General features: G+C 38.5%; 10 protein-coding genes. 6 read left to right on the forward strand and 4 right to left on the reverse strand.

The window, feature by feature from the left end; translation table 11 throughout:
- The first annotated feature begins 70 nt into the window (after positions 1-70).
- Positions 71-2,089, forward strand: coding sequence for a DNA helicase Rep (rep, locus tag L656_RS0119155; RefSeq protein WP_010553826.1), 2,019 nt, complete (start codon positions 71-73; stop codon positions 2,087-2,089).
- A 15-nt stretch (positions 2,090-2,104) separates the two neighbouring features.
- On the opposite strand, the gene L656_RS0119160 is transcribed toward rep, so the two are convergent.
- From L656_RS0119160 to elbB, 3 genes are all read right to left on the reverse strand, one after another.
- On the reverse strand, positions 2,105-4,669 hold the full coding sequence (locus L656_RS0119160; RefSeq protein WP_024600399.1) for a sensor domain-containing diguanylate cyclase: 2,565 nt from the start codon (positions 4,667-4,669) through the stop codon (positions 2,105-2,107).
- A gap of 164 nt (positions 4,670-4,833) precedes the next feature.
- Positions 4,834-5,229, reverse strand: coding sequence for a c-type cytochrome (locus tag L656_RS0119165; RefSeq protein WP_007582093.1), 396 nt, complete (start codon positions 5,227-5,229; stop codon positions 4,834-4,836).
- Positions 5,230-5,456: 227 nt separating this feature from the next.
- Positions 5,457-6,104: an isoprenoid biosynthesis glyoxalase ElbB gene (gene elbB / locus L656_RS0119170; protein ID WP_024600400.1), complete on the reverse strand. Its 648-nt coding sequence runs from the start codon at positions 6,102-6,104 to the stop codon at positions 5,457-5,459.
- Positions 6,105-6,628: 524 nt separating this feature from the next.
- Here elbB and polA point away from each other — a divergent pair.
- The 3 genes from polA (at position 6,629) to L656_RS0119190 (ending at position 10,957) form a co-directional block, all read left to right on the forward strand.
- Positions 6,629-9,364: a DNA polymerase I gene (gene polA / locus L656_RS0119175; protein WP_024600401.1), complete on the forward strand. Its 2,736-nt coding sequence runs from the start codon at positions 6,629-6,631 to the stop codon at positions 9,362-9,364.
- Between the two features lie 490 nt (positions 9,365-9,854).
- Positions 9,855-10,442 (forward strand): YceI family protein, encoded by a 588-nt coding sequence (locus tag L656_RS0119185; protein ID WP_024600402.1) that lies wholly within the window; start codon positions 9,855-9,857, stop codon positions 10,440-10,442.
- Complete coding sequence (locus tag L656_RS0119190; protein WP_024600403.1) at positions 10,439-10,957, forward strand: DUF1285 domain-containing protein; 519 nt, start codon at positions 10,439-10,441, stop codon at positions 10,955-10,957. Before L656_RS0119185 ends, L656_RS0119190 begins: the two co-directional genes overlap by 4 nt.
- A 9-nt stretch (positions 10,958-10,966) precedes the next feature.
- Here L656_RS0119190 and yihA read toward each other — a convergent pair whose 3' ends face one another.
- Entirely contained in the window at positions 10,967-11,635 is a 669-nt protein-coding gene (gene yihA, locus L656_RS0119195; protein ID WP_024600404.1) for a ribosome biogenesis GTP-binding protein YihA/YsxC, read from the reverse strand.
- Between the two features lie 281 nt (positions 11,636-11,916).
- On the opposite strand from yihA, the gene L656_RS0119200 reads away from it, so the two are divergent.
- Complete coding sequence (locus L656_RS0119200) at positions 11,917-12,549, forward strand: c-type cytochrome (RefSeq protein ID WP_024600405.1); 633 nt, start codon at positions 11,917-11,919, stop codon at positions 12,547-12,549.
- Between the two features lie 754 nt (positions 12,550-13,303).
- On the forward strand, positions 13,304-13,912 hold the full coding sequence (yihI, locus tag L656_RS0119205; protein WP_024600406.1) for a Der GTPase-activating protein YihI: 609 nt from the start codon (positions 13,304-13,306) through the stop codon (positions 13,910-13,912).

Consider the following 13,912-nt stretch of genomic DNA (forward strand, 5'->3'; position numbering starts at 1 on the left):
TAAGGCAATTGCTATGCTCGCAGTTATGGTTACGTTAAAATTGTGCGTCTTTTAAATTTCTTTGGTCGTTATGAAACTCAATCCTAAACAAGATGAAGCCGTAAAATATATTAGTGGTCCCTGCTTAGTACTCGCGGGCGCAGGCTCTGGTAAAACCCGTGTTATTACTAATAAAATCGCTTATTTAGTGAAAAAATGTGAGTACAAAGCGCGAAATATAGCCGCCGTTACTTTTACCAATAAAGCAGCCAAAGAAATGCGTGAGCGAGTACTGCAAACGCTTGGTAAACAAGACGCTAAAGGTTTATGGGTATCAACGTTTCATACACTTGGTTTAGAAATAATAAAAAAAGAGTTAAGTACATTAGGGTTTAAACCCGGCTTTTCGTTATTTGATGATCAAGATACTAATCAGCTTCTTAGTGAACTCACCGAGGATGAGCTAAAAAAAGACAAGGACTTACTCAAACTACTTAAAATGGAAATTGGTAGTTGGAAAAATGAATTAGTACTGCCAGAGCAAGCAATACGCGAAGCGCGTGATGCGCAAAAGGCATTGTTTGCACAGCTGTATGCTCGCTATCAAAATCAGCTACGTGCTTATAACGCACTGGATTTTGATGATTTAATTATGATCCCTACTTTGTTACTTACTAATAACGCCACGTCTCGTGAGCGCTGGCAGCAACGCTTTAAATACTTGCTGGTGGATGAGTATCAAGATACCAATACAAGCCAATATCAACTTGTTAAATTGCTAGTAGGCGAGCGTGCCCGTTTTACTGTGGTAGGTGATGACGATCAATCAATTTACTCATGGCGTGGTGCTCGCCCACAAAACTTAGTGTTATTAGGTAAAGACTACCCAGGGCTTAGACTTATAAAGCTTGAGCAAAACTATCGAAGTGCAGGACGAATACTAAAAGCGGCTAACATTTTAATTGCGAATAACCCACATGACATAGAAAAAAAGTTATTTAGTGAACTAGGTTATGGTGAGCCGATTAAAGTAATAGGGTGCCGCGATGAAGAGCATGAATCTGAACGCGTAGTTGCTGAAATAATTTCGCATAAGTTTATGAAGCGCACAAGCTATAAAGATTACGCGATTTTATATCGTGGTAATCATCAAGCACGTGGCTTTGAAAAGTCATTAATGAGTAACCGTATCCCTTATAAAATTAGTGGCGGTATGTCGTTTTTCGCTCGTTCAGAAATTAAAGATATTATGGCGTATTTACGTTTGCTAGTTAATCAAGATGATGACAATGCATTTTTACGTATTGTAAATACACCACGACGCGAAATAGGCACGGTCACACTTGAAAAGCTTGGAACGCTCGCTAACGAAAAACACGTGAGCTTATTTGCTACTTGTTTTGATAACGATTTAGGTTATAGATTAAAAGGGCGTGGCTTTAATGCGCTTGCTGGGTTTGCACGCTGGGTTGTTGAGCTATCTGATAACGCAGTACGTGGTGATACGCTCGAAGCTGTTAAAGACTTAGTGCGTAACATTAATTACGAGGCATATTTGTACGAGTCGTCACCAAGCGCAAAAGCCGCTGAAATGCGTATGAAAAACGTATCTGAATTGTATCGCTGGATCACCGATATGTTGACCGGTGATGCCGACAACGAACCAATGACATTAGCTGAGGTTGTTAGCAAGCTAACCCTTCGGGATATGCTAGAGCGCAACGAAGAAGAAGATGAAACCGATGCAGTGCACTTATCAACACTACATGCATCAAAGGGCCTAGAGTATCCGTACGTATTTATGGTGGGTATGGAGGAGGGCTTACTTCCGCATCAGGTAAGTATTGATGAAGATAACGTAGATGAAGAACGTCGGTTAGCTTATGTTGGTATTACTCGTGCACAGCAGGAGTTAACACTTACTTATGCAAAAATACGTCGTCAATTTGGTGAAACCTCACAAACTGAGTTAAGCCGATTTGTACAAGAATTACCGCAGGACGATCTCGCGTTCGAAAACAAAAAAGCGCCAAATACGCAAGCAGAGCGAATGGAAAAAGGCCAAGCAAGGGTCGCTAACCTTCGTGCAATGTTTAAAAAGCCTGAGTAATACCTCAGGCTAATTTCATAAAGACTGGGTTGCTTGTATTTCAGGTAACTCAGAACACACTAGAGCGTGTTGTTTTCCCACAAAAAATGCCAAACCGTGCTTGTCTAGTAAAGCTCTAAAATTAAGTATTGATGGCCCTTTAGCAATAACTTTCATTGCTTTTAGCTTCGTAATTGCTAGCACACCTTGTAGCTGAAAATCGTAACTTTCTTGTTGTAAAACACGTTTACTAAAGGTCGAGCTAAGTAGCAGATAATCAAAGTTAATATCGGTTAGTAAATTCAGTTCGCATCTATCTTTAGCAAAATTGTTTAAACCAATCGAATAGCCTAGTTGCGGCAGCTTTTTGAGGTTTTCTATTTGTGTTGCACTTGCATGGCGAATCTCTTGCTCATCAAATAGCAAACAGAGCTGGCTATGTCCTTGTTGTTTATTTAGCGTATCTGTAAATAAAACAAATTCGTGCTCCTCAAGTAGTAAACCAGAACAAGGAACCAGCGCCATAGTTACATTTGCGGTAATTGCTTGTGCATAAGCGCGTTGTAATAACTGTAACTCTATCTCGAGGTGCTGTTCTTTATCTGATGCAAACTTTTTCAAAATATCAAAGCTAGTAAAGCCAAGTATTGGGTGTTCACCAAATGCTTCAAATAAAGATTCAGACTGATGCTGCTCATCAAGCGTAATTATTTCTGAGCCTCTAAAGCTCATAGGTAATATATCAAGGTGATGTTGTGCTTTTAGAGCCTGCGCAGGTATTGATTGTGTTAGTAGCGGATGAAATAGCTCGTAGCGATTTTTTCCTGAGTTTTTAGCGTGATACATTGCGGCATCAGCATCACGAATAATTTCATCCGTATGCATATAGCTTTTCTTTGAATAGGTTATCCCTATACTTGCACCACTTTGTAAATATTCCCCTTTAAGGCAAAAAGGCTTTTCCATTAAGTCGATAATGCGATTTGCAACATCTTCTGCTTGTTGAGGCTCAGTTAAATGCGTTAATAAAATAACAAACTCATCGCCACCTAAGCGTGCTAGTAAATCGTGTTCGCGGATACATTGGGCGAATAACTCACTGACATTAATTAAAAACTGATCGCCAGCATGGTGGCCCAACTGGTCATTAATATCTTTAAATTTATCTAAATCAATAAATAAAACGGCAAAGTGATGCTCAGGAAAACGTTGATAATGTTGTAGCGTTTTTTCAAGCTGAGTTAAAAATAGGCTACGATTAGGTAAGCTAGTAAGTGAATCATGGTGTGCATCATGATAAAGCTGTTGCTCTATTTTTTTACGCTCATCAATTTGCATTTGTAAGTGAAGGTTAGTTTGGCGCAATTCTTTGGTTTTTTCGTTTACTCTAAATTCGAGTTCTTGATGGCTTTTTGCAATCGCTTGATTGGCTAGCTTTGCCTGCAAAACAGCTGCAATTTGATGTGATACAAAGGTAATTAACTCGCAATCATCTTGGCTGAAAATATGTTTATTATCGTAAGCTTGGCAAACAATAAGGCCGATAACACCTTGAGCGGTTTTAAGTGGAGCGCCTAGCCAACTGGTGGCCATTTGCTCTTTTTGTACAGGCTTGGCTCTTTGTACTACACCGCTGTCTATTAATTCTTTTGCCCTACATGGGTGTATTAGTTGCGTTTCTTCAGTGCTTATTACCAATTCACTATAACCTTTAGCAAAGCGTCTTGGTTGTGTATTTTCTTTAAATTCATCAACACAATAAGGAAAGCTTATCCAGCCAGACTCTTTATCATAAAGTGCAATATATAAGTTTTCTGCATAGGTAATTGTTTTTATTATTTGATGTATCTGAAAGTAAGCATCATCAAGATTTTTAGCTTGCGTTGCTATTTCAGATATTTTGAACAGAATTTGTTGACGTTGAAGTGCGCGTTTACGTTGCTCTATTTCAAGGTTCAATGCATCGTTACTTTGAGTGAGTGCTCGGGTGCGAATCTTTACTTCCGATTCAAGGAGCTCTCGTTTTTTTACACGCTCTATTGCAGTTGCTAAATAAAGCGACATAAACTCGAGTAATTGTATTTGTTGTGAACTATAACCTTGTTTTGTATCGTAACTTTGCGCTGCTAATACACCAATAATATTATGTTCTTGGTAAACAGGTACGCCTACCCAATGCTCTGCTGGTGTGCCTAATGCTTTAAATAAGCCTTCGGCTGCAGCGTCTTGCATTTGCTTCTTCGTAAAGCATGTTGTTTTACCTTGCTTAAACACATAACCAGTTGCTCCTTCATCAAAGCTATTTGATTGATTAAGGGCAACAGCAATACCGTCTTTCTCATCTGAGAAGTAAGATAGCTCTAATGATTGACTGTGTTGATTTAATAGCACCACATAAAAGCTTTTACTCGGTACATACTTTTGTAAAATATCGTGGATGGCAGGGTATAATAGAGTTAGCTCGGCAACAGTACTAGCTTGCTCTGATAATTGGATCAGCGCACTTTGTAAGTGATGTGATTGTTTGTATTTTTTTAGTAGCGCTTTAAGACGTTTATTTTGATACGCTAATTTACTCGATACAGGGTGTTTATCTTCCAATGATCTAACCGGCTATTTTTATTGTATAGTTATTAGCCTTATACTTTCACTTTTAGCGCTTATCGTCAAGTTGATATTCGTACTACCATACTGGCTAGAAACACTATTTTAGGTATTAAAAAAGGCTTACCGAAGTAAACCTTTTTTGTGTATTTCAGCTGTATTTACTTAGATGTCATGAAGTCGATAGCAGCGCTTATCTCATCATCAGAACAATCCATACAGGTGCCTTTTGGAGGCATAGCATTAAAGCCATTTAGTGCATGCTCAAGTAATGTGTCTTTACCTTTAGCTATACGTGGAGCCCAATCGTCAGGCGATTTAGGCGCGCCTAGTGCACCAGTACCGTGACATGCAAAACATGCACCTTGATACACTTGCTCACCAGAACGAGGACCAGTAGGCGCCGCTGCTACAGCAGCTTTATCGCCTTCAAGGTATACAGCACCAACCGGCGCGAGACGTGCTTTAATTGCATCTTCAGTCATAGAGTTATCATATGGCTGTGCGTATGCTGTGGTTGCTAGCATTAATAATGCTGCAGCTGTTAATTTTTTCATTTTGCCTTGCTCACTTCGATTTGAACGTGATCAATCACGATTAAAGATGACGGAAATTAAACCGATTATAACTCTCTGAGCCAATTTATAAAATGCTAAGAGGCGTTTTTATTAATAAAACTGACTACTTTTTGCGTTAACGCAATAAAATTTAATTATTTACTGTTTTTTGTTAAGCAATTTAATAATTGCAAACAGCCATACAATTAACTTTTTAGATCCTAAGATCAATTTATTGATAATACGCTACTAACTAGTTTTTCGATCCCTGCATCGGCTTCAAGAATTGATTGCGCAAGCATATAAGCAGGGGTGGTAACTAGCTTATTTGGCTGATCAATAACAACATCATCTACTGCACAATTTATATGTTTAGCGCCTAATGTGCTTAGCGCTTGTGCTGTCTCTGCATCGTTACCGATAGTAAGTACAGCGTTATCGTAAATAAATGGGATCAAAGCGGGTGCAATACACATATAACCAGCAGGCTTATTTTCTTTTGCAAATGATTTACAAGCATCAAGTACGTCTTTATTAATATTTGCTTTTACGCCTTTAATTGCAAAGTCACATAAGTTTTTTGCAGCGCCAAAACCGCCAGGTACAATTAATGCGTCAAACTGAGTTACATTTAGTTCAAGCAGCGATTTAATGTCACCCCGTGCAATACGAGCCGCTTCTGTTAATACATTACGTTTATCAGGCATTACTTCGCCCGTTAAATGGTTAATGGTATGAAGTTGTTCAATATCCGGTGCAAAACACTGATAAGTTGCGCCATTTTTGGCTATATGTAATAAAGTTAAAATTGCTTCATTAATTTCACTACCATCGTACACACCACATCCTGCTAATATTACCGCTACGTTTTTCATGCTTTTGTGCCCCTAAAGTCTTTTTTATAAGTCGATCGGATGAAGTCTAACATGCTCAAAATTTCTCGCGAAAATAAATTTCTAGTTCAAAAATCATTCTCTATGCAAGTTGTTTTGCGGTTTATGCCATTTGCGATCACTTTGCCTTTAAAAAAATTATAAAGGATCGCTATGATCTTCGATCCATTGTGCTAGAATACTCCTCCGGTTATTTAAATGGACGCGAATAATCAAAGTGAATAACAACACAAGCAGTCGTTAGAAAACCTTTTTCCACATTGGTTTAAAATAATAAAAAAAGAACCTCGTATTATCTTTTTTAAATTAAAACATACAGTTAAAGTATTTTCTAGGCATTTTACAATGCTTTGGAAGGATAGCTCGTGGCTGTTATCTACACACTTATCCACAGCTTGCTATAGTTTTAATAACACGATAAGCAGTAATTCACAGTCGTTTTATTTACTACCTTATGGCATGCTTATAATTACCTTAATTTTTTGCATTTAGGATCCAAATTCATCATGGCTCAGATCCCCGAAAACCCACTTATTTTAGTTGATGGCTCGTCATATTTATTTCGTGCTTATCATTCTCCGCCGCATTTAACTAATTCTAAAGGTGAAGCTACGGGCGCTATTTATGGCGTGATCAACATGCTTAAAAGCTTGATCAGACAATACGATCCCTCACATATGGTGGTTATATTTGATGCTAAAGGTAAAACGTTCCGTAACGATATGTATAGCGAATATAAGGCAAATCGTCCGCCTATGCCGGATGACTTACGCACTCAAATAGCACCTATACACAGTATTATTAAAGCGATGGGCTTTCCGCTAATTAGTATTGAAGGCGTTGAAGCTGATGATGTTATTGGTACATTTGCACGTATAGCATCAGAGCAAAAAAGACATGTACTCGTCTCTACTGGCGATAAAGACATGGCACAGCTTGTTAATGAACACGTTACGCTAATAAACACGATGACCGACAGTATTTCAGATCCCGTTACTGTGGTTGAAAAGTTTGGTGTAGGCCCTGAACTTATTATCGATTACTTAGCATTAATGGGTGATAAGGTCGATAACATTCCCGGTGTTGAAGGTTGTGGACCTAAAACTGCGGTTAAATGGTTAGAAAAATATGGCTCTCTTCAAGGTGTGATGGATCATGCCAGTGAGATTAAAGGTAAAATAGGTGAAAAGTTAGCAATTGCGCTTGATCATCTTCCTTTGAGCTACGAACTTGCGACAATTAAGTGCGATGTTGAAGTGGAATCTGACCTTGATACATTCAAACTTCAAGAGCCTAACAAAGACGAATTAATTGTATTATATGGTGAGTGCGAATTCCGTCGTTGGTTAGCTGAGTTACTTGATAATCCTAAAGATGCAGAAACACACCTAGCGGTACCTACCGAAGCGACTGAATTACCAAAAGTAGAAGACGCTCATTACGAAACTATTTTAACTGAGGCGCAATTTGGTACGCTAATAGAGCAATTAAATAGTGCTGAGTTATTTGCATTTGATACTGAAACAACCAGCCTTGATTACATGAAAGCGCAATTGGTGGGTATGAGCTTTGCCGTAAAAGCGGGCGAAGCTGTGTATTTACCTATAGCGCATGACTACCCGGGTGCGCCTGAGCAATTAAGCCTTGAATTTGTAATGCAAAAGCTAGGTCCAATTTTGGCAGATGAAAATAAAGCTAAAGTAGGGCAAAACCTCAAATATGACAAAAGCGTATTAGCGAATGCAGGCTTTGCGCTAAATGGTATTAAGTTTGACACCATGCTTGAGTCGTATGTATTTAATAGTGTAGGCACGCGTCACGATATGGACTCGCTAGCACTTAAATACCTAGGTCATAAAAATATTAGCTTTGAAGATATTGCTGGAAAAGGCAAAAAGCAACTTACCTTTAACCAAATTGAACTTGAAAAAGCAGCGCCTTACGCCGCAGAAGATGCCGATATTACTTTGCGTTTACACGAAGTGCTTTGGCCAAAAATTGAAGCTGATGAAAAGCTAAAATCGGTATTTGAAGATATAGAAATGCCGCTAGTTAGTGTGATTTCTGATATTGAACGCACCGGTGTTGCGATAGATAGCAATATGCTTGCAGCGCATAGCCAGCGCTTAGGTGAGCGTTTAATTGAGCTTGAAAAAGAGGCGTTTGAAATAGCAGGCGAACCATTTAATTTAAGTTCTCCAAAACAACTACAAGTATTGTTGTTTGAAAAGCTTGGGTTGCCTATTATTAAAAAAACACCTAAAGGTGCACCTTCTACCGCAGAAGAAGTACTGCAGGAGCTTGCTCATGATTATCCGCTACCTAAAGTAATTATAGAGCACCGTGGTTTATCAAAGCTCAAATCAACTTACACCGATAAATTACCATTAATGGTCAATGAGAAAACCCAGCGTGTACATACGTCTTATCATCAGGCAATTACAGCTACGGGACGCTTGAGTTCAACTGATCCTAATTTACAAAATATTCCTATTCGTTCAGAAGAAGGACGTCGTATTCGTGAAGCGTTTATAGCTGCAGATGGTTATAAAATTGTCGCTGCCGATTACAGTCAAATTGAGCTGCGTATTATGGCGCATCTTTCACAAGACAAAGGTCTATTAAATGCATTTGCTAACGGCTTAGATGTACATAGTGCAACTGCCGCTGAAGTATTTGGTGTAGAGCTTGATGATGTAACTACCGATATGCGCCGTAAGGCGAAAGCAGTAAACTTTGGCTTGATTTATGGTATGTCGGCATTTGGTTTAGCGCGTCAACTAGATGTGCCACGCCATGAGGCGCAGCATTATATAGATAAATATTTTGAGCGTTTTCCTGGTGTATTAGAGTACATGGAAACAACACGCGAAAAAGCAGCTGAAAATGGCTACGTTGAAACAATATTTGGCCGACGTTTACATTTACCAGAAATAAACGCACGTAATGGGGCGCGCAGGAAAGGAGCCGAACGTGCTGCTATAAACGCACCAATGCAAGGTACTGCCGCCGATATTATTAAAAAAGCAATGCTGAGCGTTAACCGTTGGGTACACGAACAAGCACCAAATACAATTAAACTACTTATGCAAGTACACGATGAATTAGTATTTGAAATTAAAACAGACTGCGCAGAACAATACACAAAACATATTTGTGAACTAATGTCGCAAGCTGCTGCGCTAGATGTACCACTTATAGTTGAAGCCGATGAAGGTGACAACTGGGAACAAGCCCATTAATGCAGTTTAAGCATTTTAATTAAAGCGCCTTTTGGCGCTTTTTTTATGTTTAATAAAAATGGCGAATAACAACGGTTCAATCAGGTATATGCAAGCTTTAGTTAAAATAAGGTTAATTTAAGCAACTATTTGTATTAAATAGTTATATGTTCGTCAATTCGAGCTGTTTTACAGGAATATGATTGTATTTTAATGCGTGCTTTTGTTAAAGTCCCGTCTGTCCTATCCTGTAGGACATCCTGTTGATGATGCATCTGAAAGGGTGCAACAAATTGATAGCTTCTCCCCAGTTTGCTATACCGGCCTACCAACTTGTTTGGTGGGCCGTTTTTTGTTTTACGCCTGAAAATCCTATCTAATTAATTCTTTATTGCGCCATACCAATTGTATTATTCATTCGTCATTTCGAGGTGGTTTGGGTACATCGCAGGTGGTACCATCGAAGCGATATTATTTTTATTCTTTTCATTTTATTACTAAGGAGTGCGTTATGTTTAAAGCATTAGCTATTGCAGGTTTTTCTTTATCAAGTTTAGTTATTTCTAATGTTGCTCAGGCCAATTGGCAGCTAGTGAATGATAAAAGCCAACTAAGTTTTGTTTCAATTAAAAAAGATTCGATTGCTGAAGCTCACCATTTTACTAACCTTGAAGGTATGCTTTCTGATAAAGGTGAGTTTAGCGTTAATGTTGATTTAACATCAGCTGAAACTTTAATTCCTATTCGTAATGAGCGTTTAACAGCACTTTTGTTTGAAGCAGCTAAATTTCCAAACGCGATTTTAACTGCAAATTTAACTAAAGAGCTGAGTAATATTAAAAAGCCTGGTCAATATGTATTGAAGGGTATTAAAGCTGAGCTTGATTTTCACGGTAATAAAAAGCCATTGGCAATTGATGTACTCGTTAGCAGCACGCAAAGTGGTGATTTAACGGTATCATCATTAACACCTATTATTATTAATAGTGCTGATTTTGGTGTAACCGAAGGCGTTAAAAAGCTGCAAGAGCTAGCGGGCTTACCTTCAATTGCAACAGCAGTACCTGTTACTTTTGCAATTACACTTAAAAAGCAGTGATTTCTTTAAGTGAGCTTAGCAAGCAATTAAGCGAGCCAAGCAAACCTTTTGATAGTTGGCAGCCAACTCATTGTGGTGAACTGCCAATTGTCATTAATCATGAGGGGAAATGGTTTTACGATGGCAGCGAAATAACACGCCTAGCCATGGTGAAGCTGTTTGCTTCTGTTTTATGTAAAGAAGGTGAGCTATTTTATTTAAAAACACCGGCCGAAAAAATAACAATAACGGTTGATGATGCGCCGTTTATTATTGTTGATTGGCGTTTTGAAAATACAGCGCAAGGGCCGGTGTTGTGTTGTATTGATAATTTAGCTAGGCAGTGGTTAGTGAGCGCTCAGCAACCCTTAGTTATAAAAGATTACAAAGGGTCTAAAGTACCTTATTTAAAGCTACCTTATGGCTGTAGTGCGCGTGTTACGCGAAGTGTATTTTATCAGTGGGCTGAAAAAGCCGAGACTGACAAGCTCGGCTATTTTATTAAATCTGCAGGAAAGCAGTTTTATTTATCGTAACGCCAGCGTTTAGGCTTCTGGGTTAGCTTCGTCTGTGATTGTTTCATCGGTAGGTGGTACAGCAATAACAGGACCTAAAAACCACTCATCTAGTTTTTTAGCCACTTCTGGTAAACCCGTGCCTTTTAATGATGAAAATGCATGAACTGTAATATCCCCATCAAGCGTACTTAATTCACGACGAACTTGCAGCACTTGTGATTTACGAGGACCTTGCTTTAGCTTGTCGGCTTTAGTTAATAGAGCCAATACTGGAATTTCACTGCCAATAGCCCAATTAATTAAATCGCGGTCTAAATCTTTTAATGGATGACGAATATCCATTAAAATAACAATACCTTTTAAGCTTTGACGCTTTTGTAGATATTCGCCTAACGACTTCTGCCATTTCTTTTTCATTTCGATTGGTACTTTAGCAAAACCATAGCCTGGTAAATCGATAAGGCGCATATCGTCAACATCAGCTAAATCAAATGTATTGATTAGCTGAGTACGTCCAGGTGTTTTACTTGTACGTGCTAGTTTTTGATCGGTTAATGCATTTAATGCACTCGACTTACCTGCGTTGGAGCGACCGGCAAACGCAACTTCAATTCCCGTATCAGCAGGTAATTTAGTAATGTCGGGAGCGCTTGTTACGAAAGACGCAGTATTATATTTGATACGAGATTTGAGCACAGGCTCTCCTAAAACTTAAAAAAATAACGTTGAGTAAACCAAATTCACTCAGGGCGCGTATTTTATACTATAAAGGATGTATTAAAAAGCGTATTTAACCACCTAAAAACAGCACCTATGGTACATTTAAAACATGTTAAAGCTTAATCTAAGTCAAAACCCTGTAAATTATAAGCTTAATATGTGTAGAAAACGTGCCAGAGAATTTATTATCGTGTAGAATATATGTATTACAGCATCACGATTGTAGATGATACAGGGTCGGAAACAGAGAATTCACCATGAAAAAAATAGCACTATCTTTAACAATATTGCTTGGTGCGTTGTCAGCAAGCAACGCAACAGCATTTGATGGCGATGTAAACGCAGGTAAAGAAAAATCAGCAACGTGTGCGGCTTGTCACGGCCCAGACGGTAATGCGCCGGTTAATATTTACCCTAAAATTGCAGGTCAACATCCAGATTATATCCTTAAGCAACTTCAGGATTTAAAATTAGGTATGACGTCAGGCGGCAAAGAAGGGCGTATGGATCCAGTAATGAGCGCTATGGCTATGCCACTTAGCGAGCAAGACATGAAAGATCTAGCTGCTTATTTTTCTTCAATGAACATGTCTGAAGGTGCTACACCTAAAGATGTTGTTGAAGTTGGCGAAATGCTTTTTAAAGCAGGCGACGCAGAGCGTGGAATTCCATCATGTGCAGCATGTCACGGTCCACGTGGTAATGGCTCGTCACTGGCTAAGTTTCCAAAAATTTCTTTTCAGCATCCAGGATACATCAAGTCTCAACTTGAAAAATTCCGTGATGGTACTCGTCATAATGACTTAAATGGCATGATGGGCGACATTGCAAAGAAATTAACAGATAAAGACATTGAAGTACTATCTCAGTACTTAGGTGGTTTACACTAAAGTCGTATTTATTTAGCAGTTAATAATAAATAAACTACAATGTGTTAAAAAAAAGCAGCCCTGGCTGCTTTTTTTGTGTCGAAAATTAACGATATCGCCCGCTTAAATGTAAGACATTGACCATGTTTGGTTGTAAGATAAGTCTTCTTTTTATTTCTTGTTGCACCTTAAGTTGTTGTAATTTATGTTAAGTTTAATATCCTAATGTAATTAATATAATAAAAGTTATATAAACCAGTTGTAACAAAATCATTAACGAGTAAATTAACCACTGTCGCAAAACAACAATAATAAAACGGAAATTACTATCAAGGAAAGTAGCGCGGCATGACTACATAGCACAAGATTAGTGCTACTAAAGGAAATAATAAAAAAGTGTCAGGATGGCCGATAATAATAAAAAACTCATGGAAGTTTAATAATAAAAACAAAATGGAATGTAACAAGGAACGTAAAAATAATAACAATACGGACTGATAATAATAAAAATAATAAAGACTAAAAAAAGTCGAAGGGAGAAGTGTCCAGATAATGGCGCTCAGATTAGCAGGCGGTAGAGATGTTTTCTCTACCGCCTTTTTATTTGTCCTGTTACAATACCCACCGTTTAAAATTAGCGATTAATTAGCTAAGGCGCTTTTAAATGGGAAACCCAACCTCTATAGCGCAAACTGAATTCTTCTGGCTAGGCCAGCACTGCGATGCCCATTAATTTGCGCTTCGCTCAAAACCTCTTAAGTGAGATGATCAAGATATGAGTAGAACTAAAAAGTCACGCAAAAGCCCAGCAAACGGACCTGTTCGTTTAAGCCAAGATAAGCTTAAAGAAATGCGCGCATTAAAAGAGCAGCGAGTTAAAAAAACCAAAGGCGCTAAGCCAGGTTCTCGTAACGCGCCAGATTTACTAGATAGCGAAAGCCACAATGGTGGTCACGCGCCTAAAGATAAGCGTGTAGGCAGTAAAAAGCCAGTACCATTAATTGCAACTGCGCCTGAGCCTAAAGTTGAAATGAAACGCAACTTAAAGCCAACTATTGAGCTGAAAAAGGTAATCGAGCCTGAATTCACACCTGAACAAGAGCTAGAAGCACTTGAGAATGACGAACGTTTACTTAAATTAGTAGAGCGTCATGAAGAAGGTGAAATGCTAACAGGTAAAGATGCTAAGTACTTTAATAGCCGTATTGCTCGTCATCAGGCGTTATGTGAAATTCTTGGTATTGAAGACGAGGATGAAGACGAATTTGAAGATGACTTTGAAGATGACTTTGAAGATGATATTGAAAGCAAAGGCAATTCTGATTTCGATCAATACTTATCTGACGATTTAGCCAACGAATGGTTAGATGAAGACGACAAATAG

It is taken from the genome of Pseudoalteromonas sp. TAE56 (genome assembly GCF_000497955.1).
GTDB lineage: Bacteria > Pseudomonadota > Gammaproteobacteria > Enterobacterales > Alteromonadaceae > Pseudoalteromonas.

Bases quoted from the DNA above. Each gene is read 5' to 3' on its own strand.
- polA (WP_024600401.1), top strand. From the start codon at position 6,629: ATGGCTCAGATCCCCGAAAACCCACTTATTTTAGTTGATGGCTCGTCA.
- elbB (WP_024600400.1), bottom strand. From the start codon at position 6,104: ATGAAAAACGTAGCGGTAATATTAGCAGGATGTGGTGTGTACGATGGT.
- yihI (WP_024600406.1), top strand. From the start codon at position 13,304: ATGAGTAGAACTAAAAAGTCACGCAAAAGCCCAGCAAACGGACCTGTT.
- L656_RS0119165 (WP_007582093.1), bottom strand. From the start codon at position 5,229: ATGAAAAAATTAACAGCTGCAGCATTATTAATGCTAGCAACCACAGCA.
- L656_RS0119185 (WP_024600402.1), top strand. From the start codon at position 9,855: ATGTTTAAAGCATTAGCTATTGCAGGTTTTTCTTTATCAAGTTTAGTT.
- L656_RS0119200 (WP_024600405.1), top strand. From the start codon at position 11,917: ATGAAAAAAATAGCACTATCTTTAACAATATTGCTTGGTGCGTTGTCA.
- rep (WP_010553826.1), top strand. From the start codon at position 71: ATGAAACTCAATCCTAAACAAGATGAAGCCGTAAAATATATTAGTGGT.